24 protein-coding genes are annotated in these 23,471 nt (G+C 44.8%); 6 read left to right on the top strand and 18 right to left on the bottom strand.

Annotation, left to right across the window (positions count from 1 at the left end):
* Positions 1 to 37: 37 nt before the first annotated feature.
* The 6 genes from H0W44_08100 to H0W44_08075 form a co-directional block, all read right to left on the bottom strand.
* A complete protein-coding gene (locus H0W44_08100; protein MBA3582393.1) occupies positions 38 to 289 on the bottom strand; it encodes a succinate dehydrogenase assembly factor 2 in 252 nt (83 codons plus the stop codon).
* Between the two features lie 12 nt (positions 290 to 301).
* Complete coding sequence (locus H0W44_08095) at positions 302 to 1,096, bottom strand: succinate dehydrogenase iron-sulfur subunit (GenBank protein MBA3582392.1); 795 nt, start codon at positions 1,094 to 1,096, stop codon at positions 302 to 304.
* A 13-nt stretch (positions 1,097 to 1,109) separates the two neighbouring features.
* Positions 1,110 to 2,900 (bottom strand): succinate dehydrogenase flavoprotein subunit, encoded by a 1,791-nt coding sequence (locus H0W44_08090; protein MBA3582391.1) that lies wholly within the window; start codon positions 2,898 to 2,900, stop codon positions 1,110 to 1,112.
* Positions 2,897 to 3,283 carry a succinate dehydrogenase, hydrophobic membrane anchor protein gene (gene sdhD / locus H0W44_08085; GenBank protein ID MBA3582390.1) on the bottom strand — a complete coding sequence of 129 codons (387 nt, stop codon included), beginning with the start codon at positions 3,281 to 3,283 and terminating at the stop codon, positions 2,897 to 2,899. The genes H0W44_08090 and sdhD overlap by 4 nt, the downstream gene beginning before the upstream one ends.
* A gap of 36 nt (positions 3,284 to 3,319) precedes the next feature.
* Positions 3,320 to 3,658, bottom strand: coding sequence for a succinate dehydrogenase, cytochrome b556 subunit (sdhC, locus tag H0W44_08080; protein MBA3582389.1), 339 nt, complete (start codon positions 3,656 to 3,658; stop codon positions 3,320 to 3,322).
* A gap of 160 nt (positions 3,659 to 3,818) precedes the next feature.
* On the bottom strand, positions 3,819 to 4,034 hold the full coding sequence (locus tag H0W44_08075; protein MBA3582388.1) for a DUF1674 domain-containing protein: 216 nt from the start codon (positions 4,032 to 4,034) through the stop codon (positions 3,819 to 3,821).
* 301 nt (positions 4,035 to 4,335) lie between these two features.
* On the opposite strand from H0W44_08075, the gene H0W44_08070 reads away from it, so the two are divergent.
* Both H0W44_08070 and H0W44_08065 read left to right on the top strand, forming a co-directional pair.
* Positions 4,336 to 5,334, top strand: coding sequence for a folate-binding protein YgfZ (locus tag H0W44_08070; protein ID MBA3582387.1), 999 nt, complete (start codon positions 4,336 to 4,338; stop codon positions 5,332 to 5,334).
* A 166-nt stretch (positions 5,335 to 5,500) separates the two neighbouring features.
* The gene (locus H0W44_08065) at positions 5,501 to 7,450 is read left to right on the top strand and encodes a GGDEF domain-containing protein (protein ID MBA3582386.1); all 1,950 of its coding nucleotides are present in this window, start codon (positions 5,501 to 5,503) and stop codon (positions 7,448 to 7,450) included.
* A 74-nt stretch (positions 7,451 to 7,524) separates the two neighbouring features.
* Here the strand turns inward: H0W44_08065 and H0W44_08060 are convergent, their stop codons facing one another.
* From H0W44_08060 to H0W44_08015, 10 genes are all read right to left on the bottom strand, one after another.
* On the bottom strand, positions 7,525 to 8,508 hold the full coding sequence (locus tag H0W44_08060) for a malate dehydrogenase (GenBank protein ID MBA3582385.1): 984 nt from the start codon (positions 8,506 to 8,508) through the stop codon (positions 7,525 to 7,527).
* Between the two features lie 216 nt (positions 8,509 to 8,724).
* Positions 8,725 to 9,312, bottom strand: a complete 588-nt coding sequence (locus H0W44_08055; protein MBA3582384.1) for an NUDIX domain-containing protein — start codon at positions 9,310 to 9,312, stop codon at positions 8,725 to 8,727.
* A 49-nt stretch (positions 9,313 to 9,361) separates the two neighbouring features.
* Entirely contained in the window at positions 9,362 to 10,105 is a 744-nt protein-coding gene (locus H0W44_08050) for a hypothetical protein (protein ID MBA3582383.1), read from the bottom strand.
* A gap of 53 nt (positions 10,106 to 10,158) precedes the next feature.
* Positions 10,159 to 10,755, bottom strand: a complete 597-nt coding sequence (locus tag H0W44_08045; protein ID MBA3582382.1) for an isoprenylcysteine carboxylmethyltransferase family protein — start codon at positions 10,753 to 10,755, stop codon at positions 10,159 to 10,161.
* A gap of 31 nt (positions 10,756 to 10,786) precedes the next feature.
* Positions 10,787 to 11,527 (bottom strand): 3-deoxy-manno-octulosonate cytidylyltransferase, encoded by a 741-nt coding sequence (gene kdsB, locus H0W44_08040; GenBank protein MBA3582381.1) that lies wholly within the window; start codon positions 11,525 to 11,527, stop codon positions 10,787 to 10,789.
* Positions 11,524 to 11,724, bottom strand: coding sequence for a Trm112 family protein (locus H0W44_08035; protein MBA3582380.1), 201 nt, complete (start codon positions 11,722 to 11,724; stop codon positions 11,524 to 11,526). Before H0W44_08035 ends, kdsB begins: the two co-directional genes overlap by 4 nt.
* Positions 11,705 to 14,593: a lipid A export permease/ATP-binding protein MsbA gene (msbA, locus tag H0W44_08030; GenBank protein MBA3582379.1), complete on the bottom strand. Its 2,889-nt coding sequence runs from the start codon at positions 14,591 to 14,593 to the stop codon at positions 11,705 to 11,707. The genes H0W44_08035 and msbA overlap by 20 nt, the downstream gene beginning before the upstream one ends.
* Positions 14,590 to 15,012, bottom strand: a complete 423-nt coding sequence (locus tag H0W44_08025) for a biopolymer transporter ExbD (GenBank protein ID MBA3582378.1) — start codon at positions 15,010 to 15,012, stop codon at positions 14,590 to 14,592. Before H0W44_08025 ends, msbA begins: the two co-directional genes overlap by 4 nt.
* Before the next feature lie 11 nt (positions 15,013 to 15,023).
* Positions 15,024 to 15,641: a MotA/TolQ/ExbB proton channel family protein gene (locus H0W44_08020; GenBank protein MBA3582377.1), complete on the bottom strand. Its 618-nt coding sequence runs from the start codon at positions 15,639 to 15,641 to the stop codon at positions 15,024 to 15,026.
* A gap of 104 nt (positions 15,642 to 15,745) precedes the next feature.
* Positions 15,746 to 18,145 (bottom strand): DNA internalization-related competence protein ComEC/Rec2, encoded by a 2,400-nt coding sequence (locus H0W44_08015; protein ID MBA3582376.1) that lies wholly within the window; start codon positions 18,143 to 18,145, stop codon positions 15,746 to 15,748.
* A gap of 94 nt (positions 18,146 to 18,239) precedes the next feature.
* Between H0W44_08015 and H0W44_08010 the strand changes: the two genes are divergently transcribed.
* Positions 18,240 to 18,806: a DUF2062 domain-containing protein gene (locus H0W44_08010; GenBank protein ID MBA3582375.1), complete on the top strand. Its 567-nt coding sequence runs from the start codon at positions 18,240 to 18,242 to the stop codon at positions 18,804 to 18,806.
* Here the strand turns inward: H0W44_08010 and lolD are convergent.
* Together lolD and H0W44_08000 are read right to left on the bottom strand one after the other, a co-directional pair.
* On the bottom strand, positions 18,803 to 19,483 hold the full coding sequence (lolD, locus tag H0W44_08005; protein MBA3582374.1) for a lipoprotein-releasing ABC transporter ATP-binding protein LolD: 681 nt from the start codon (positions 19,481 to 19,483) through the stop codon (positions 18,803 to 18,805). The two genes, H0W44_08010 and lolD, sit on opposite strands and share 4 nt — an antisense overlap.
* Positions 19,476 to 20,723: a lipoprotein-releasing ABC transporter permease subunit gene (locus H0W44_08000; protein MBA3582373.1), complete on the bottom strand. Its 1,248-nt coding sequence runs from the start codon at positions 20,721 to 20,723 to the stop codon at positions 19,476 to 19,478. The genes lolD and H0W44_08000 overlap by 8 nt, the downstream gene beginning before the upstream one ends.
* Before the next feature lie 156 nt (positions 20,724 to 20,879).
* On the opposite strand from H0W44_08000, the gene H0W44_07995 reads away from it, so the two are divergent.
* Genes H0W44_07995 through H0W44_07985 form a run of 3 tightly spaced genes read left to right on the top strand, consistent with a single transcriptional unit; the run spans position 20,880 to position 23,420 of the window.
* A complete protein-coding gene (locus tag H0W44_07995; protein MBA3582372.1) occupies positions 20,880 to 21,407 on the top strand; it encodes a hypothetical protein in 528 nt (175 codons plus the stop codon).
* Positions 21,408 to 21,448: 41 nt separating this feature from the next.
* Positions 21,449 to 22,510, top strand: coding sequence for an agmatine deiminase family protein (locus H0W44_07990; protein ID MBA3582371.1), 1,062 nt, complete (start codon positions 21,449 to 21,451; stop codon positions 22,508 to 22,510).
* 22 nt (positions 22,511 to 22,532) lie between these two features.
* Positions 22,533 to 23,420, top strand: a complete 888-nt coding sequence (locus H0W44_07985) for a carbon-nitrogen hydrolase (GenBank protein MBA3582370.1) — start codon at positions 22,533 to 22,535, stop codon at positions 23,418 to 23,420.
* Positions 23,421 to 23,471 lie beyond the last annotated feature (51 nt).

The raw sequence follows: 23,471 nt of genomic DNA, 5'->3' as shown, positions 1-23,471 counted from the left end.
ATAACGTATCCCCGCTAGATATCGGGGTGCAGAATAATTAATACGGAGGGAGTGCTTGAATACGTTGGACAAGTGCGGCGATATCCTTATCTGCTGATTGGGTACGATTTACCATTAAAGCATATAAATCGGGATCATCCATTTCTAATAATTTTAAAAATGTTTCACGCTCAAGTGTTGGAGCACTTTCCCATGCTCGATCTAAATAACGAGTGAGTAACACATCCAATTCTTTCATGCCCCGTCGGCAGCGCCAACGTAGGCGTGACAAATTGAATGTATCACTCATGCTAGAAAATCATTACGCAAGCGCGCGTTCTGCTAAGAGCAATTTAATTTCTGCAATCGCTTTAGCAGGGTTCAATCCTTTAGGACAAACTTTAGCGCAATTCATAATGGTGTGGCAGCGATACAACTTAAATGGATCTTCCAATTGGTCTAAACGATCGCCCGCCGACTCATCACGACTATCAATAATCCAACGATAAGCTTGTAACAATACTGCCGGACCTAAATAACGATCACCATTCCACCAATAACTGGGGCACGAAGTTGAGCAACACGCGCATAAAATGCATTCGTACAAACCATCCAACTTAGAACGATCCGCTTGCGATTGCAGACGCTCTCTGTCTCGCGGCGGCGCAGGAGAATCGGTTTTTAACCAAGGTTCGATCGAAGCATATTGCGCATAGAAATGAGTTAAATCTGGCACTAAATCTTTTACAACGGGCATGTGCGGCAATGGATAGACTTTCACCGTACCACTAACATCATCAATAGGTTTGGTGCACGCCAAAGTATTGGTGCCGTCGATATTCATAGCACAAGAACCACAAATACCTTCGCGACATGAACGACGAAAAGTTAAGGTCGCATCAATTTCATTTTTGATTTTAATTAAGGCATCCAACACCATAGGTCCACAACGATCTAAGTCGATATCATAAATATCAACACTAGGATTCGCGGGTGTATCAGGATTGTAACGATACACTTCAAAACGTTTAACGCGCTTAGCATCTGCAGGCGCTTTAAAGTGTTTACCTTCTTTTTTACGAACTACCGAATTAGCCGGTAAAAAGAACTCAGCCATTGCTTAATCCCCTTTAGTAAACGCGTTTTTGCGGCGCGATCACATCGATCTCGCTGGTTAAGGTGTACATATGCACAGGACGGTATTCAAACTTAACAGTGCCGTCTTCTTGCAAATGCGCTAGGGTGTGTTTCATCCATTCTTTATCATCGCGATCGGGATAATCTTCACGCGCATGCGCACCACGACTTTCTTTGCGATTTTCCGCCGATGCCATCGTAACCACTGCTTGACGCAATAAATTATCTAATTCCCACGCTTCGACCAAATCACTATTCCAAATTAAAGAACGATCACTGACCTTAACGTCTGCGTATTGTTTATACACTTCCGCCAATAACTGTTTGCCTTCACTTAGCGTTTCGCCAGTACGGAATACAGCCGCGTGATTTTGCATAATTTTTTGCATCTTCAAACGTAAATCAGCAACGCTCGTATTGCCTTGCGCATTACGAACTTTATCGAAACGAGTCAAAATCGTATCGACCACAGCTGGATTTAATGCTGTATGCGCTGCGCCTTTAGGTACGATTGCCGCGCAACGATGCGCTACCGCACGACCAAACACCACAAGATCTAACAATGAGTTTGAACCTAAACGATTCGCGCCGTGTACTGATACACAAGCCGCTTCACCTACTGCAAACAAACCGGGTACTACCGCATCGGGATTGCCATCTTTTAATCTAACAACTTCGCCATGATAGTTGGTGGGAATACCGCCCATGTTGTAATGCACAGTTGGTAATACCGGAATCGGTTCTTTAGTAACATCAACCCCTGCGAATACTTTAGCGCTTTCTGAAATGCCGGGCAGGCGTTCATGCAATACATCCGCACCTAAATGTTCTAAGTGTAAATAAATATGATCTTTATCAGGGCCAACACCTTTGCCATCACGAATTTCAATCGTCATCGAACGACTGACCACGTCACGTGACGCTAAATCTTTACGACTCGGTGCATAACGTTCCATGAAACGTTCGCCTGCGCTGTTAGTGAGATAACCACCTTCACCACGCGCACCTTCGGTAATTAAACAACCTGAACCATAAATACCGGTAGGATGGAATTGTACAAACTCCATATCTTGCATCGGCAAACCCGCGCGTAACACCATACCGCCGCCATCACCGGTGCAGGTATGCGCAGAAGTACAAGAGAAATACGAACGACCATAACCACCCGTAGCTAAAACGACTGCATGTGCGCGGAATATATGAATGGTGCCGTCAGATAAATTCCAACAAACAACACCTTTGCAAACACCCTCTTCGTCCATTAACAAATCAAGCGCAAAATATTCAATGAAAAATTCAGCTTTGAAACGTAACGATTGCGTATACAAAGTATGCAACATTGCATGACCCGTACGATCAGCAGCAGCACACGTGCGTTGCGCAGTGCCTTCACCAAAGTTAGTGGTCATACCACCAAAAGGACGTTGATAAATTTTGCCATCTTCCGTGCGCGAAAACGGCACGCCGTAATGTTCTAATTCAATAATGGCCGGTATCGCTTCACGACACATGTATTCAATCGCATCTTGATCGCCTAACCAATCCGAACCTTTAACGGTGTCATACATATGCCAGCGCCAATTGTCTTCACCCATATTACCTAACGCTGCACTAATGCCGCCTTGCGCTGCAACGGTATGACTACGCGTTGGAAATACTTTAGAAATACACGCCACAGATAAACCTGCTTCGGCCATGCCCATCGTCGCACGCAAACCTGCGCCGCCGGCACCCACCACAATAACGTCGTATGTATGTTCAATCGGTTGATAAGTCTGTGTCATGAACCTGCCCCAAATGCAATTTTAAGAACAGCCACAATCGCAATAATGGCTAACAAAATATTGGCGAAATTCACCAGTAAAATACCGCTGACTTTTAACCATTTGCTGTGCACGTAATCTTCGATGATCACTTGCACACCTAAAGAGCTGTGATAATACAAAGCCAGAATAAAGGCGATAAGCAACACGGTATTAAACGGTTGTGCTATCCACGCCAACACGATTGCATGGTCGGCATGACCCAATGCGGCAATAGAAAAAACTAACCAAAGACATAAAGGGATCAAGGCCAACGCGGTCACGCGCTGCACCCACCAATGATGCAAACCGTGTTTGGCTGAACCCAAACCACGCGCTTGCCCTAAGGGACTGCGATAACTCATTACAAACTCCACTCTAGCAACAAAGAGAAAAACAAATTACGCACTAAGACAAGCATGCGCGATACACCACTGCGCAGCCGTTAATAGAATTAGCACTACGAATAAAACATAAGCCGAACGTTCGGCTGATTTCACTGCAAGATTTTTACCGGCATCCCAAAATAAATGACGAATGCCATTTAACAAATGGAAGTTCAATACAAATGCGATAAGCGCTAAACCAATTTGCCCACACACATGTTGCAAACAATCAGCAATCGGTTGGTAAGATTCAGGGCCCGCTAAAACGCTAAGCAAAAAAAATGGCAGCGCAATCGCTACCATTGACAAGAATGCACCGCTGATTCGATGCGCAGCTGACAACAAAGCCAACATGGGCAATCGATAAACTTGTAGATGTGGAGATAAAGGACGACCTGTACTTGCCACAAAATACCCCTTAAATAAATGAATCAAAATAAACGTACTAATAATATTTTATGCAGTCTTCAGCGCTGCAGGCGCCCTATTAATATTAAAAATTAAAAATTAAAAACTAAAAATCAATGCAACGACCATTACGCTCCCAATCACCAAAGCGCGTGGGTTCTAATCCTTTAGGACCACCAATTTCTAAAATAGGACTATCCACAATTGAACTAGTAAGCGAAGTAGTCGATGATTTAATCGCTACTGCTACCTCAACAGCCTCTCCAGGCTGTTCGGGTACACGATGGTCATTGCTGTTTATCACGGGTAAATCAACTTGCATCGTAGAACTCTCCCATCACCGTTGGCATAGGCCAAGGTATGTCGTCACTGGTATTTATACTAAGCACCCAATCAGCGACAGCACTGAAGCGAAGCCGCGACATTCTACGCCAGCGTGATATTTTTTCAATCAACATCAACACATGGCGACGATTTGTTCGACATTTCGTAGCAGCATGTTGGAACTGCAATAATTGACAAATCCTCCCAATGACTTCTTTTGGTCAGCCGCTTGACGAAGCACACGCTAATTCGGTATATCCATCACTCGTTTATACACCATTCGTTAATAGGCTTATTTTATGTATCCGGTCAGCGCGCCCACGCCTCTCACTGTAATACCACTAATAGATTGGACCTTACTGCGTGTCAGCGGTAACGATGCCAGTGATTTTTTACAAAGCCAAACCAGCAATGATATTCGCCAGCTTACAAGCCAGGCTTTCCAATTAAATAGCTACTGCTCAGCCAAAGGCAGAATGTACGCAATTTTTTGGGTGCTCAAACAAGCAGATGATTACCTCTTGCTGCTACCCACTAGCGTTAGCGAATTATTCCTCAAACGCCTGCGTATGTTTGTCATGCGCGCAGCGGTCAAAATTGAATTGCTTACAGACCAATCGGTATTGGCGATTAGCGAACCGACACTAGACGCTTCGTCGTCCTCTATTCTAGCCACGCTAGCACCTGTGGGTGCTTTACCAGAACCCTCGCAACTCACGACTACCGCTGCCGGTTTATTACTTCAAATCCCTACCGCACCCACACAAGGTCGGCATTTCCTGCTGATTGGCGCGCAGGCTAGTATCGCGACAGCTTGTCATGATTTGTTGCAACACGGTGCGCAACTCGCGGCGGCCGAAGTCTGGCGCTTGCGTCTCATCGAAGCCGGAGTGCCGATGATTTATGCGGAAACCGTAGAACACTTTGTACCGCAAATGGCTAATCTGCAGCTCATTAACGGCGTAAATTTCAAAAAGGGTTGTTATCCTGGACAAGAAATTGTCGCGCGCATGCAATATTTGGGTAGCTTAAAGCGCCGCATGTACTATTTTGAAGCCACGCTTACTAACAATGCTGCTCTGCCGCTGCCAGGCAGCGCGATTGTCGCGGTGGGTAATGAACGCAGTCACGAAGCCGGCGAAGTAGTTGATGCGCAATACCTTGATGATCAACACATCGCGGGGCTAGCCGTACTTAATATTGAACGCGCCGAACAACAACTACGGTTACACGATTTAAGCGGTGCGGACTTGAGCGTTAGCGCACCGCATTATGGACTCACCCCTATCACGCCATAAATCCGCCGCATCACGACTCATCATTCTATTGCCCAATCATCCTATTGATGGAGCAGCCTGTCTGTCATTTATGCTAATCCTCTGATCCGTGCACTAAAGTTGCAGATAGGGGAAACGCGCGTACTCACCATGCCTAACCAGTGCTCACGGGTTACGACGCAAACACATGATGCTGAGCTCAAAAAATAACAAGCACCCAAAAGAATCCGGCTTAGCGGATCGCGTCGAACGTCATGTGCTTCAAGCCGATGCCAGCTTATTCACTCGCACTCAACAACTGTTTTTCTTTTTCGCGACCGTCAATCTGGTTTTTAATATTCCGCCAATGATGTTTGTGGAGGGTACAGCTACCTCTTGGGTGCCCTACAGTCTAAGCGCAATGGCGCTGTTAATTTTATGGTGGGCCGTAGGTTCTAAACGCGGACACTTTCCACTTTGGGCTGAACCGTTTGAAGCGGCTCTGGTTATCGTCGTCTGCTTTGGCTTTGTGAATCCAGCACGTTCGATGGCCATCATTAACGCTGCTTTATTTTTCCGCCACTTATTTGGTTATCACGAGAATGCCTTACTGCGCATGGTGTTTTATCTGTTGGGTTACCTCGCCATTCTGGTAATACCTCATGGGCAAATTCCTCAACCTGCTGACGAAAGCGTCGGCATTATTGCGGGTATTTGTTTCATCACTATTTTAGCGCGCATTTTAGCTACCAGCATGCAACGCCATGAACGCAGTGTAGCGCGCGAACGTCAAGTGCAATTACTCGGCGCGGCTTTAATGTCAGCGCGTGATGAAAGTTCTATTTATAGCGCGCTGATTAAACCAGTATCGCGCATGTTTCTCGATAGTCGTTACACGACTGTCATTATGGGTTTAAGTAAACATGGCCCCGATCATTTGCGCGTCATGGCAATTTCCGCCGCATTAAATGAACAAGCCTTAGGCCAACACTTATTGCTTAACGAAACTTTTCGCGAACCTACTTACATTCCAGAATGGCGCAGCTTTGCTAACACTTTTATCGACGAAAAAAATAGCATCGGCAAAGAATGTTTGTTTTTACCTATTCAAATTAAAAATGAATTGCAAGGCGGCTTGTTAGTCACTGGTTCACGCAAACGTTTAGAAGAAGTAGGACAATCGCTGGCAACCGTCGCTTTTGCTGCTGGTTTAGCCTTAGATGCGATTCGTTCCGGCGAACGCTTTGCTTCTTTAGTACGCAACTCAAATGATTTAATTACCGTCGTTGATCGAGAAGGTGTTGTGATTTATCAAAGCGCCGCCACCGAACGCATTTTTGGTTACACGCCCACTGAATTAGTACATCGCCCTTTATTCGATGTTATTGATCGTCCACAGCATTCTATTTTTCAATTACTCCTGCGCGAAGTTCAAGAACAACCGGACACACCTAAAACCGCAGAATGGCGTTGGCGTTGTGAAGATGGCGGCTGGTTATACACTGAAACTATCGCCACCAACTTACTAAACGAACCCAGCGTACACGGCATCGTGTTAAACACACGCGATGTTACCGAGCGCAAAGTGCTTGAAGAACGTTTACGCCATCAAGCGTCTCATGACTCACTCACTGATTTGCCTAATCGCGCTTTATTTACTGAACGTGTACATGCAGCATTAGCGCGTTCCGCACGTTCCGGCATGGGCACAGCGGTGATGTTTATTGATGTAGATGATTTTAAAAATGTCAACGATACGCTAGGCCATCACGGCGGCGATCAATTATTAATTTCTTTAGCACGCGTTTTAAAAGATTCAATTCGTAGCATTGATACGGCCGCGCGTTTAGGTGGCGATGAGTTTGCGGTGTTACTCGAAGATATCGACATTCGTAGCAATGCACCCACTTGGCGAGTAGAAGTTGAAGTAGCTAAACGTATTTTACAAATGAATCAAACACCGCTAATGATCGAAGGTCAGTCTATTCGGATTAGAACCAGCATTGGCGTCGCCTTAGCGCATGCCGGCGATAACGTAATATCCATATTACATAAAGCAGATTTAGCAATGTACGCGGCTAAAACAGATGGCAAAGATCGTTATGCTTTATATCATGACGAACTAGAAATCACGTACAAAGATTATTCTCGCGAATAAATTTTATTCGACACCATGCCATAAAAAAACGCCGCTATTAAGCGGCGTTTTTTATTCTTCAAGAATCAACAAGATTATGGAAATAAATGCTTAATGGCATCGCGCTCTTCTTGTAACTCTTTTTCAGTTGCTTGCATACGCGCACGACTGAATTCGTTTATTTCTACACCATCAACAATTTCCCATTCGCCATTCTTGCAGCGCATTGGAAACGAATAAATAATACCAGCATCAATGCCGTATTTATTACCATCGCTAATCACGCCCATACTAACCCAATCGTCACCTGGCGTACCCAAAGCCCACGTACGCATATGATCAACCGCAGCGGAAGCAGCCGATGCAGCGCTAGATGCACCACGTGCTTTAATAATAGCAGCGCCACGTTGTTGTACAGTCGGAATAAATTCTTCTACATACCATTTATTATCAACCAAGCTGCTAGCGGCTTTGCCTTTAACAGTCGCCTTGCTGATATCGGGATATTGAGTAGCCGAATGATTACCCCAAACAACCATGTGCTGAATATCATTCACATGCGCGCCGGTTTTTTCTGCTAACTGCGAAAGTGCGCGATTATGGTCAAGGCGCATCATTGCAGTGAAACTACGAGGATTTAATTTAGGTGCATTACGCATCGCAATCAAAGCATTGGTGTTAGCGGGATTACCGACGACTAACACTTTTACATTACGACTCGCATGATCATTTAATGCTTTGCCTTGTACCGAAAAAATTTGTGCGTTAGCTTCCAGCAAATCTTTGCGTTCCATACCAGGACCACGTGGACGTGCGCCCACTAATAAAGCGTAATCAACATCTTTGAATGCAACATTTGGGTCATCGGTCAATACAACACCGGCTAACAAAGGAAACGCGCAATCATTTAATTCCATCACTACACCCTTTAATGATTCCATTGCAGGTGTGATTTCTAATAATTGCAAAATAACGGGTTGGTCTGCACCTAACATACTGCCTGATGCAATACGAAAAATAAGTGAATAGCTGATTTGTCCCGCAGCACCGGTAATAGCAACTCGCACAGGTGATTTCATAAAACTCCTCCGTCATTTGATTCGGCAAACCCGCCGGACGGCGAGCTAAAAGGTGGCATATTGTACCGGAGCGACTAGCCCGGCGAAAGCTAAGTAAAGCATAAAGCTAATCAGTTAAAGCGGGAAGCATCCCTAGCAATCGCTGCCCTAGTAATCGCTCCCTAGTAATCGCTCCCTAGTAATCGCTCCCTAGTAATCGCTCCCTAGTAATCGCTCTTAGCGCCATTGTGTCTGCAAACGTTGGTAATGTTGCTCCAACCATAACAATGCGATCAATGACATCGCATTATTCAGTCGGCCTTTTGCCATCCACTCCATCGCTTGCAAACGCGGAATGACATGCACACGAATATCTTCATGCTCCGCGGCCAAACCATGTACACCGCCCAAGCCTTCAGAATTGGTGCACGCACAAAATAAACTCACTTTTTCAGTAGTGCCACCGGGACTTACTAAATATTCTGCAATGGGCTCAATGGCAGACAAATAACATTTTGCTTCTTCTAACGCTTCACGACGCACTACTTCTGCCGCATTTTCTTCCATGCTCATCATGCCGGCGATTAATTCAATTAACCAAGGCGACTGATCGCTGCGTATGGCGCCGGGACGAAACTGCTCAACTAATACCACTGCGTCACGTTGCGGATCATACGGTAAAACAGCGGCAGCATTACCCCGCTCAAAAACTTCTCGCGTCACTACATAAGTGCCGCCATGAAAACGCGCATATTCAAATTGATATTTTTCTAATTTAAAAAAACCTTGATACGCCGTTTCTTGCGCTAGAATTTTCCACTGCATGAGTCACTCCTCATTCGCATGTGATGCTGAATTAAAATATATAAAAACCTTAGTTCCGATATAAGTAAACCGCTATTAAACCCAAAACAAAACCACTTAACAGCCAACGACACATGGGTATTAACCACGGTTTTGGATCGCGCAATTGATGCGTAAAACGTTCAATATACGTGCGTTGTAAATATTGCCGATCAACGTCGCTGACGTTGGCGTAAACTCTTCGATATTTATGTTTAACCCACGCATTTAAATCGAAACGTCTGCCCAAATAAAACAAATAGGCATTCACAACATGCCAATCGCTACGCTTAATAATGGCAGCACCAAAATCAATTAAACAAGGATATTCATGATTCGTGACTAAAATATTATCTTTCTTTTTTAAATCACTATGCACTATGTTGCGCGCATGCAAGGCTTGTAACAATTGCAATAAACGCTCAAAAAATCGCTCGCGGGCGGCGTCATTCGCAAATACCGCCGAACGTAAACTTTCACCTTCAATGTATTCTAAAATCAAATAGCGACCATTTAGCAAACCAAAACAAATCGGCACGCCTTCAAAACCAATAAGTTGCAGATAAACCGCGTATTCGCGGCGCAACATATAAAGATAAAGCCAGGAGAAAAATCGACTCGGTGGAATGGTTTTGATAATCCAACGCTGCCCTGCTTGTTGAAATAAATAAGCAGCGCCTTGATATCCATCCGCAATCGGCACCGCTTGATCACTGCCCAACCACTGTAGCAAAGCTACAGTGTCAGGCGCATTAACAGTACGAGGTTGTTGCAAAACGAAGGCTTCCTTTACGTCCTAATCAACGAACAATAGGATGCAGCAGAAAATTAAACGGGGATTTTTAAATAAAGCCACAACAAGCAGCCTAATAAATACGCAACAATAATAGGTTCGCCATTGCCAATCAGACTTTGTTTAAATGACCAAGCACTACTCGCGCCTTGGTTTTCGGGAATATAACGCGGCAATAAAGCATGAGTACGAGCGCGCCACTCGGCCCACTGACTACCAAACAAACGACCTAATTTATTATCTTCGTAACTAATAGCGGTGGGGTAATAAAACCAAAAAAACCAAACTAATAATGGAAAGGTCCACCATACGCCACTGGCAATGGCCAAACCAATTAACACCACAATATTACCTACATATAAAGGATGGCGAACAAACGCATAAGGACCATCAGTTGCTAAAATTTTATTTTTCTTCACATGCCCAGAAGCCCACAAACGAATTAATTGGCCAATCACCGCTAAACTCGCGCCGATTACAAACCAAGTAAATGACCACGGCATTCCGACATAAGCAAACAAGCCCAAAAAAACTAATGCCAAACCTTGGCGGGAAAATTCGTGATGACGTAATTCACGAATGATCGCCGGTAAACCGGACATGGCAGGTAAATCTCGCGTGCGATTCGACATAGTTTATTTCCTCACGTCTTTATGCAATTAATTAAGAAGTTATAGCTTGCAGTAATTTTACTAAATCTTCCGGCGTATCAATCCCCGGCGGCGGTGTTTGTTGCGCAATGGCAACGTGAATACGATCACCTAAATACAAAGCACGTAATTGTTCTAAACATTCCGCCTGCTCCATGGGTGCTGGCGGCTGCGCAGTATAACGTCCAAGATAAGCTGCGCGATACGCATAAATACCAATATGTCGATAGTATTTCGCCTGTGCCACATCCTGCTGATCCCGCACATAGGGAATGGCTGCGCGGCTAAAGTACAAAGCATAACCTTGCTGATTAAATACCACTTTCACTATATTAGGATTATCTCGTTCTTCTGCATCTTCAATTGGCACCACCAAGGTCGCGATGGATGCGTCGGTATGTTGCGCCAGATTGTGCGCAACTTGCGCAATATTCAGCGGCGGAATCATCGGTTCATCGCCTTGCACATTCACTAAAATAGTGTCGTCTGATAAATTTAATTGTTGTACGACTTCGGCAAGACGATCAGTACCCGAAGGATGTGCACGTGTCATACACACTTCACCACCAAACGCCCGCACAACCTGCGCAATACGTTGATCATCCGTTGCAACAACAACACGCGTTGCACCACTCGCTACCGCACGTTCATAAACATGCTGCACCATCGGCTTACCATGAATCTCAACTAAAGGCTTGCCAGGAAAACGCGTCGATTGATAACGTGCCGGAATGGCTACACAAAAAGATGTCACGCGCTTGGTACCACAAGCCGTTGTAGTTCTTCACTGCTGAGCATGCGTGATTCAGCAATTAATAATACTGGAATACCATCAATCACCGGATAAGCACGCTTGCTGAGTGCACAAACTAATAATGCTGATTCTGACCAATATACTAACGGCGCGCCACTTTGTGGGCAACGCAATAATTCAAGTAGTTTGGGGTCCATTATTTAATGCCTTTAATTGATTATCTAATTTCACCACAAATTCTTCCGCCAATACCGCTTCTATAGGTAAATACCACAAACGTTCCGGCGGAAACTTTGATACTAAGTGGCCACATTTAACCGCATCTTTTTCCGTCATGACAACGGGAAAATCATTATTAAAACGCAAGTTAGTTGCACTAAAACTATGATGATCCATAAAACGATGTTCGATCACTTCCAAACCTTGCCTACGCAATAAATCAAAAAAACGTTCTGGATTGCCAATCGCTGCTACCGCATGCACGGTTAAACCATGTAATGTTTGTAAAGGTCGTTGCTGATTTATATCAGCTAAATTAATTAACATATCGCCTTTAACGCGCATGGAGTAAGCACCCGGCAAACGCGCACCATTCACAATGACATAATCCACTGCTTGCAAACGAGTTTTAGTTTCGCGCATAGGACCTGCAGGCAATAACAAACCATTACCAAAACCCCGTGCACCATCGGCAACAACAATTTCAATATCACGCTCTAATGCATAATGCTGCAAACCATCATCTGAAATAATGATATCGCAATCCGTCCATTCTAATAATGCCTGCGCAGCCGCAGGCCGCGACGGCGCAATCACCACGGGACATTGTGTGCGCTTTACTACTAATAAAGGCTCGTCACCACATAAACGTGGATCGGTATTTTCCGTTACTAATAATGGCCATTCCTTAGCTTTGCCTTTATATCCGCGACTTACAATACCAGGACGGTAACCTAATTTTTGTAAATGCAGCGCCATCCAAATAACTAATGGTGTTTTACCTGTACCACCTACGGTGATATTACCAATTACAATAACCGGCACGGGCATTTTTTTACGCTTCAACATACCCCAGCGATACATCAAACGACGTGTTGTTGCCAACAACCCAAATACATAACCCAAAGGCGCTAACAATTGCGCTAATGGATGATGGCCATACCACATACGGTCCCAGATACTCGCACCTTTTTGCTCGGATAAAAAATTATGTTGTTGATACAAAATTATTTCTTCGCTGTCTTCAGCATCCTCATCAAACTCAGCACGCGATACCGCAGGTGATATTCGTTGCAATCTTTCATCTTCTACAGAATCCGTTTTAAATTGAATGCGATGCAAAGAAGCATACTGGCCGTTCTTTTTTAATAATTCGTGGTGATTACCGATTTCAACGATTTCACTTTTATCCATCACTAAAATCAAATCTGCGTTTTCTACGGTAGACAAGCGATGCGCAATGACGAAAGTGGTTCGGTTTTGAATTAATTTATCCAGCGCTGCTTGAATATATTGCTCCGACTCAGAATCTAATGCAGAGGTCGCTTCATCTAAAATCAAAATTGGCGCATCTTTTAATAATGCTCGCGCAATCGCTAAACGTTGTCGCTGGCCACCAGATAACAAAATTCCATTTTCACCGACCATGGTGTCAAGGCCATCCGGCAATTGCTCAATAAATTCCATAGCATGCGCAGCTTTCGCTGCAGCAATAATGTCTTCACGCGGCGCACCAGACAAACGTCCGTAAGCAATATTGTTAGCGACGGTGTCATGAAACAAAGTAACGTTTTGCCCCACAAAAGAAATTTGATCGCGTAAATCCGCTAGGCGATACTCTTTAATGCTACGGCCATCAAGCAAAATATCGCCGCGCGAAAAATCATATAAGCGAGGAATCAATTTAACCAATGTTGATTTACCACTGCCCGATCGGCCCACCAATGCGATGGTTTTACCGGCGTCAGCTTTTAAGCTAATATTTTTTAAAACATCGACTTTATCAGTGCCATAGGAAAAATTAATATTCCGAAATTCAATTTGGCCACTAGCGCGCACCAACACCTGCTTACCTTCATCAACTTCTTCTTCGCCATCTAGCAAATCAAAAATAGATTGCGCGGCCGCAATTGCTTTTTGCAATTGCGCATTAATACTTGAGACGTGTTTCAAGGCCGGATAAATGCGCACCATCGACGTTAAAAAAGTTGAAAATATGCCCGCAGTCACCACGCCGACAGTACCTGATGCCGCAACATAAACAATCGCAGCTAATACTGCACCGCCAGACAATTGAATAAGAAAAGTTGATAGTTGACGCGTAAACACCAAACGCATGTTTTCACGGAAATTACTTTGATTAACCGACTCAAATACGCGTTGCTCACCATCTTGGCCGCCGAAAATTTTGACGACCTGATTGCCATCAACGGCCTCACCCACAATATGCGTCACGCCGCCGACCGATTTTTGAATTCGTTTGCTCGCTTTGCGCAATCGTGAACTAACTGAAACAATAATCAACGCAGCTAATGGCCCTGCAATCAAAAATACACTGGCTAACGGTGGATGCAGATAAAACATCATGCCAATCAAACCTAACACCACGGCCGTATCTTTAATTGAGGTCGTAATAACGGTGGTACACGATTCCGCAAGTTGCTCAACATTATAAGTAAATATAGCAATCAACTCGCCGGAAGTACTGGTATCGTATAGTTTAGTAGGCATGCGCAATACTTTCGTAAACATTTCATAACGCAAATGTTTAATAACCGCACGCCCAATCCAATTCATAAAATAATCAGAAATGAAGTTGCCTAAACCACGAGCCAAACCCACACCTAATAAAAGCCACGGCATGATGGCAATAAAAGAAGCATCTTTTTCAATGAAGCCTTTATCAACTAAATCTTTTACTAACCAAGCCGTACTAACTTCGCCTGCTACTGCCAAGGTCATGCCTAACAATACTAATAATGCTTGCACACGAAAAGGTCGGAGATAAGTTAATAAACGGCGATAGATACTAAATCCGCTAGCGCTGTGTTCGGTTATTACGCTCATGGAGCATCACTTGCTTGCATAGTGGCGATTGATAAGCGGCGTAAACCTAATTGTGCTGCAGCATCCATCGCTGTTACTACATATTGATGCGCGACTAAACCATCAGCGCGAATAATTAGAGGTTGTTCTTTGTTGTTAGCAGTATATTTCGCGAGTGCTTGTTTTACGGTGTCTAAGCGATTATTGACTAACTCTTGGCCGCCGATATAAAACTGACCACGGGCATTAATGACTATTTCTAATGGAGGGGTGATAACGGGTTTAGCTTCTTTAGACGATTTAGGCAAACTAATCGACAATGTGGTTTCTTTTTGAAACGTGGTTGTCACCATAAAAAAAATCAGCAAAATAAATACCACGTCAATTAAAGGCGTAATATCTATTTCTTGTTCTTCGTGTCGCGGCTTACTAAATTTCATACTGGTATCTCTTAAGCAGCAATTTCGCGCTCGCCATGCAGTGCTTCAACTAACATACGCGCTTGATCTTCCATCAGAATAATCAGCGTGTGTACTTTGCCGCGAAAATAACGATGCATCACCATACTAGGAATCGCAACTAACAAACCTGCGGCGGTCGTAATCAAGGCCACCGAGATACCGCTCGCCAATTTACTAGGATCGCCTACGCCCACTTGAGTAATTGCGGTAAACGTAGTGATCATGCCTAATACAGTACCCAGCAATCCAAGCAGCGGTGAAATTGCCGCAACCGTACCCAGTGCGGGCAGAAAACGTTCTAATTCATGCGCCACCTGGCGACCTTCGTCTTCTAAGCTTTCTTTGAGAATGTCACGAGCATGTTGTCGATTAGCCAAACCCGCCGCTAACACACGACCTAAAGGCGAACTATCTCGAATCGCCAATAAACGCGCTTCATCTAATTCATCTTGTTTAACCCATTGCCATATTTGTGCTAATAATTTTGGAGGTAAAACTTTGTCGCTGCGTAAAGTTACGAGCCGTTCAACACTAATCGCTAATGCCAAAATAGACGCTGCAATGATCGGAATCATCATTACGCCACCCGCTATCACAATCTCTATCACCGTCTAACCTTCCGTATGAGAAACCACAAGGCCGCCATGATACTGAAATTTGTCAGTTATTTCCTGACTTTGGCCTTTGTATCGAAGCCGACCGATGGGCCTACTTATTCCGCAATCGCCGGATGCTGCCAATAATGCGGATGATTGAGCCGCCAACGATACTGTAACTGCCAATGCGCAGCATCCAGTAATATGCCAACCGCGCCCACCGTTGCGGTGTTTAACCAAACGGCGCCGTTATCACTATAACGCTGCATCACCTCCTCGCGCGGAAATCGGTAACGATTGCGGTAACCCGTCGTCGCTACAGCCAGTTCGGCTTGCACTGCTTTTACAAATTCCGGCGTTGAAGAACTGCGACTACCATGATGGGGCACTACTATTATCGTGGCGCGCACATCAGTAGCCGCGCTCAATAAAGCCTCTTCGGCCGGCGCTTCAATATCGCCCGTTAGCAATATCGCCTGCGTGCCTACAGAGACTTTCAAAACGCAGGATTGATTATTACCGACATATTGCTCACCTTCTGGCCATAAAATTTCGAAGCTCACCTCATCCCATTGCCACTGCTGGCCAACCTGACAAAAAGTCATATTGGTCTTGGTGGCTAGCGGAGTTTTTAACCATTCTCCTAACCACACATCCGTTACGGGTAAATTACTCAGAATAGACTGCACGCCACCCGCGTGATCATCATCCGCATGCGACACCACTAAACGATCTAAATGAGTCACGCCTTGTGTTTGTAAAAACGGCAAAATAACAACCTGCGCAGCATCCGAGTTTTCACCAAAATGCGCACCCGTGTCATATAACAAGTTATGTTTAGCCGTTTGCAAAAACACCGCAGTGCCTTGACCCACATCTAATACATGCACCATTAGCTGTCCGGGTTGCAAACGCGGTGCTGGCCACAGCAATAAAGTCACATACAACAATAAACCTGGTAAACGCCAACCCCAACCTGCCGGCATCATTATTAAAATCGTCGCGAACACTAATCCCGGCCACACCATGGCGAAAGGCAAAGTCAGTGGCCAGACCGCCCACGGCAACTGACTTACCCATGACAAACCCCACCACAGAAGCTCTAACAAAATATTCGCCACATATAATAAAGCATGCGCCGCTTCCGCACTGATCGGCATTATCAACAAGGCCAATAAAATATTCGGCACTACCACCAAGCCCACTAATGGAATAGCAAAAAAATTCGCAATGCCGCCAATGAACGATGCCTTACCAAATACAAATAATGTTAATGGCAACAATACCAGCAACAAAAAAATTTGTAGGCGCGAAAATGTCCACAAGGATTGCGCAAATGATTGCGCGCGCAGTCGCCATAACGATGTTGATTGCGCTGCTACTAATGAAGTAGACGCAACACGTTGCCGCATGGCTAGCCACAATAAAACCGCTACGGCTATAAATGACAACCAAAAACCAATTTGCAAAGGCGTAAAAGGATCCCATAACAACACCACGAGCAACGCGACTGCATAACAATGCGTTGCGGCTAATTGTTTGCGCCACATAATATAAATACAGGGTAGTAATAACATCAGCAAAGAACGCTGCGTAGGAACGCTAAACGCTGCCAATTCAACATACAAAAATGCTGCTAACAAGCCACCGCACATGGCTACTTGTTGCGCAGTCCAAAAAGTTGCTGGTGGCCAAATCCGTCTAAACAACCATTGCAAGGCGTGATAAACCAATAGTAATAATAAGCCTACATGCAAACCAGAAATCGATATTAAATGCGTCGTGCCGGTATCGCGTAATAATTGCCATTGCTGATCATCTAAATCACCACTTTCGCCTAATGCTAGCGCAGTGATAACAGCGGCTTGCGGTATATCGTGCAACAACGTTTGTAATTGCTGATATACCGCAAAACGCAAACGTAATAACTGATAATGATTGTCGAACGATGCGGCATGTTGTTCTCGCACATAACCCGTCGCACGTAAATTATGCGCGAACAACCATTGCTCATAATCAAAACCACCCTGATTCATAAAACCATGGGGTTGTTTTAAACGTACCGTCAAGATTAAACGCTGACCAGGCAACCAGGTTGATTGCGCACGTAAGGGATCATAAACATTTAACCGCACGCGCATCGGCGGCAATAAGATGGGCGAAGATACTTCTGAACCCGGCGAGAAATACTGATCAGACCACTTAACAATATCAAACTCGAACCGTATACTGCGCGCCTGCACGCTGGGAATTGAAGTGATATAACCTTCAACGACCACGTTCTTGCCTTCTAAATCATCAGGCAAGGCTACTGCAAGACGTGCTTGCGCACTTAATAAGGCATACAACGCCCCTAGGCCAAAAGCCATAACGAGCCAAAATAAGCGGCGCTGCCACAATGAACACAATGCTAAGATCAACACCCATACACCAAAGTAACGCAAGTCTGGTAACGTTGCGCAGGCAAAGTGAATCAGCAAAGTGCCTAAAAAAAATGCTAGTACGTTTTTTAACATGACATCCTGTCACTTCATGTATTGTTTACATATGCTCTGTATGCTTAACAATATAGCCTTCACGAGATAGATGGTTTAACCCGATAAATTGATTATGCCGAAAAACTGGTTCAAACGATATTTACCCACACCCGAACAAGTTCGTAACCATGCCTCGTTGCAATGGTTAGGCACGCTTTTGCATGATCCTAATTTATGGCACATCAATCGGCGTTCGCTTCCTGGTGGTGTTGCCGTCGGTTTATTTTTTGCTTTTGTGCCTATTCCGTTTCAAATGTTGCCCGCTGCATTATTTGCTATTTTATTGCGGGTTAATTTACCCATTGCCATCGCAGGCGTGTGGTTAACCAATCCGCTTACCACCGCGCCACTTTTTTATTTGGCTTATAAAGTGGGAGCGTCACTTTTATCAATCCCGGCACAAGCTTTTAATTTTCAACTGAGTCCCGATTGGTTATTTTTAGAATTACGTCACCGCTGGCGACCATTTTTATTAGGTTGTTTTGTAATGGCGTGTGGCAGTGCCTTCCTCGGGTTTTTCACCGTTCGAGCCTTATGGCATCTGCATATTCTGCAACGATTAAAAGATCGTAAATTATTACAACGCATTCGGATTCGCTTACGCGCGAATCGCAAAAAAGCGAATCTCAAACAGCCTTAATTACTAACTAAACTACCTTCTTTTAACTCTAAGACGCGCTGCATACGATTGGCGAGTTCCATATCGTGCGTCACTACAATCAATGCAACATTGTATTCTTGATTTAAACGCAGCAATTCATCATACACTTGTTGTGCATGTCGACGATCTAAATTGCCCGTAGGTTCATCCGCTAAGACACAACTTGGTTTTGTTACTAACGCACGCGCAATTGCCGCGCGCTGACGTTCACCACCGGAAAGCTCTGCTGGTTTATGCTCTAAACGTTGACCCAAACCCACTTGTTGCAATATTTGCACGGCTTGTTGACGCGCTTGCTCAACATTATCACCGCGAATTAACAAAGGCATTGCCACGTTTTCTACAGCAGTAAACTCTGGCAACAAATGATGAAATTGATAAACAAAGCCCAAGCGTTGATTGCGCAAACGACTGCGCGTGACTTCATTTGTTTTTGCTAAATCCACGCCATCTAAATAAACAGCGCCAGCCGTCGGCGTATCTAAACCACCTAACAAATGTAATAAGGTACTTTTCCCAGAACCTGATGCACCCACAATCGCAACTTGTTCTCCGGCTTGAATACTCAGATCAAAATTTTTCAGTACTTCAACCGGCTGCGCTAATTCAAAATAGGTTTTTTGCAAACCTACACATTGCAAAATAACGTTACTCATAACGCAACGCCTCAGCAGGCTGAATGCGACTGGCGCGCCACGCAGGATATAAAGTAGCAATCACGGATAACACAAACGCCACACAACCAATTAAAGCAACATCGCCCCAATATAATTGCGAGGGTAATTTACTGATGTAATATACGTCCGGTGATAAAAACTGTACCTGCAATAGATGTTCTAAAAAAGCCACTATGCGTTCCACGTTCAACGCCAGAATAACACCGCCGATAACACCGGCAACAGCGCCTACTAAACCAATCAATACACCTTGCACCATAAACACTTTCATAATACCCATCGGGGTCATGCCTAATGTGCGCAATACGGCGATATCACTTTGTTTGTCTGTCACTACCATCACTAAAGTAGAAACCAGATTAAAAGCAGCTACTGTTAAAATCAGCGTTAAAATAATAAACATCACGCGCCGTTCGGTTTGAATCGCGCTAAAAAAATTCGCATGTTGTCGCGTCCAATCACTAACCCAATAATTATCACCAAAACGTTCGTTAAGATCCGCCACCACTTGGCGAGCTTTAAACATATCATTCAGCTTTAAACGCACGCCCGTCACGCCATCACCCATACGTAATAAACGTGATGCATCATCAATATGTATAAATGCCAGCGAGCGATCATATTCATACATACCAATTTCAAAAATACCGCTCACCGTAAAACGTTTTAAACGCGGCAACACGCCCACCGGCGTGGCGGTAGCTTGCGGGGTAATCACCGTCACGGTATCGCCCACTTTGACATCCATTAGCGCCGCTAACTCAGAACCCAGCGCGATATCAAACTCACCGGGCGCTAAATCACTTAAACGACCTGCCAACATTTTATCCGCGATATCGGCTACTTTTTCTTCGCGCGCAGGCACTACGCCGCGCAAAATAGCACCGCTGACACGTCGACCATTGCTTAACATCACTTCGCCTTCGATATAAGGCGCAGCCGCGACCACATCGGGATGTTCTTCTGCAGTGCCGGCTACCATCTGCCAGTTATCAAGTGAATCCGCGTAACGTGCGATAGTGGCATGTGATGCCATACTGAGAATGCGCGTGCGTAATTCCAATTCAAAACCATTCATGACTGAAATCACGGTAATCAAGGTCATTACACCCAGCGCGATACCCAGAATAGAAATAACTGAAATGAAAGAAATAAAGTGATTACGCCGCTTAGCGCGGGTGTAGCGTAGACCAATGAAACATTCAAGAGGGCGAAACATGGGGCGCATTAGAGCATAAAGCCCTGCCCCAATCTAGACGCGAATCTGCACGCGCTTCGCTATCCTATTACGTACCTATATATAGATAACTATTTTCACGCAAACTATGCTGCTATAGTTTGTCTAACTTACTTATTAGAATCAGGAATTGCCCTTATGTGGAAACCAAGCTGCTATGCCCTTGCACTCAGCATACTCAGTGTTTGCGCCTTCACTCCTTTAGCCTTCGCCGCTAAATTACCCACACGCGGTATCGAAAAAATGGCGGTGGAGCAACAATTTGGCGGGCCTTTATCGGTTGAAGGGCCGGTAGGACAACCCCCTATCACTCGCTGGATTTACAACGAATTTGAAGTGGTTTTTGAATACGACCACGTCGTGCATTCCTTTATTAGGGTTCTTGATAATCGTAACGTGTCATTACCGGTTAATAACACATCAAGTGGCTTGGCTTTACCGCCCGCCCAACCCGCTAATTCATCTACATCGGCGCCTGCTGTTGCCGCACCGGTTGATAACGCAGTGCCCGTGCCTTTTGATGAAAGCACTAATGCACTATCCAACGAAGGCAGCATGAACGACACGGCGACTGAAAACCCTGCGCCCGCTAACAGTGATGCAATGCAAGAAGACATGCCCAGCGGTTTTGAATCTTTCGAAAACACACCTTCGTTACGTCGTTAATATAATTGAGTTTGGTATTTAAACTAAAAGGCTAAGGTTCAATGTCTGCTATCCCTCCTACCGCTGTGCTGCCTGCCGAATGGCATCCACAGGATGGTGTATTATTAATTTGGCCACATCCTAATTCTGATTGGGCGCCATTATTAGATCGCGTTGAACCTGTATTCGAGCAAATGATTAGCGCTATTGCTGCTGAAGAAATTGCTTTAGTGGTTGCTTATGATCAAGAACATCTGAACTATCTAACGAAGCGACTAGCGCGTTTAAACTTACCACCGAATCGCTTATGGTTAAGCATTGCACCTAGCAACGACACGTGGGCACGAGACTCAGGGCCATTAACCATCTTCAATGCGCAGGCAACGCAATTAATCAATTATCAATTTAACGGTTGGGGCGGCAAATATCCGCATCAAGATGATTCATTATTAGTGCAGCGTTTAGCAGAACAAAGCATCTTTAAAGCGCCTTTATTAGCGCAAGATCGCATTCTTGAAGGCGGCGGCATTGATAGCAATGGTCAAGGCAGTTTATTAACGACCACCACGTGCCTACTCACTGCTACGCGCGGCGGTTTTAAGCGCGAAGATTGGGAACAAACATTTCAGCAAACTTTAGGCATTCAACAAACACATTGGATTGAAAATGCGTGGTTAGAAGGCGACGATACCGATGGTCATATTGATAATCTCGCGCGCTTTACTAACAGCCAACAAATTTTATACGCCAGCTGCGAAGATACTGCTGATAGTCATTTTGCATCTATGCAAGCACTAGAAACCGAATTAAAAGCGTTACGTAATATTCAAGATCAAGCGTATGAGTGCATCCCTTTACCATTACCATCACGCATTGGCAGTAGCGAAGATGATCGCCGTTTACCGGCAAGTTACGCCAATTTTTTAATTATTAATAATGCAGTGTTAGTGCCGAGTTTTGGTGATCCTAACGACGCAGTCGCGATGCAACGTTTACAAAGCGCGTTTCCAAATCGGAAAATGATTCCTATCGATAGCCGGCCTTTAGTAGAACAAAACGGCGGCATTCATTGTTTAACCATGCAATTGCCGCGTGGCACACTTGTTACGAAATCACTGTCATAAATAACCATACACGAGATATCTCATGAATACCGCAAACTTACGAGTAGCCGCTATTCAACACGCGTGCAGCGATGATGCCGCTGAAAATCTTGCGGTAAGTATAAAAGGCATTCGCGCAGCTGCCGCGCAAGGCGCGCAATTAATCGTGTTGCCTGAATTACATCGCAGCCGCTATTTTTGTCATTATCAAACGACTGATTATTTTAATTTGGCCGAAAGTATCGACGGCGAAACCGTGCAAACACTTGCACAACTTGCGCGCGAAACCAAAACCGTTATCGTCACTTCTATTTTTGAAAAACGCGCGATCGGTTTATATCACAACACGGCGGTTGTATTAGAACAAGACGGCAGCATCGCCGGCATTTATCGCAAAATGCATATTCCTGATGATCCAGGTTACAACGAAAAATTTTATTTCACGCCGGGCGATTTAGGTTTCACGCCGATTAAAACGTCACTCGGCCGTTTAGGCGTATTAGTTTGCTGGGATCAATGGTATCCAGAAGCGGCGCGTTTAATGGCGTTAGCCGGTGCCGAATTATTAATTTATCCCACCGCGATTGGTTGGGATCCTAGTGATATCAATCTGGAACATGATCGCCAATTAGAAGCATGGACGATTGTGCAACGGGGTCACGCAGTAGCGAATAATTTACCCGTCATCGCCTGCAATCGCGTTGGCTTAGAACCCGATCCTACTGGCCGCACCGAGGGCAATCAATTTTGGGGACATAGTTTTATTTGCGGGCCACAAGGTGAAATGCTGGCGCGTGCCGATGCACAAGCCAACGTCTTAATCGCCGATATCGACACCGCGCGCTGCGAAAATCTGCGCCGCATCTGGCCGTATTTCCGTGATCGCCGCATTGATGCTTATCAAGGTTTATTATCCCGTTATCTCGATTAAGTCCTTATTTATTCATCAAATCTGACATCAAATCTGCCAAAGCGCGATGTT

The organism is Gammaproteobacteria bacterium (genome assembly GCA_013817245.1).
Taxonomy (GTDB): domain Bacteria; phylum Pseudomonadota; class Gammaproteobacteria; order HTCC5015; family HTCC5015; genus JACDDA01.
The sequence above is the reverse complement of the archived record's forward strand: the minus strand, read 5'-3'. Positions and strand labels throughout refer to the sequence as shown.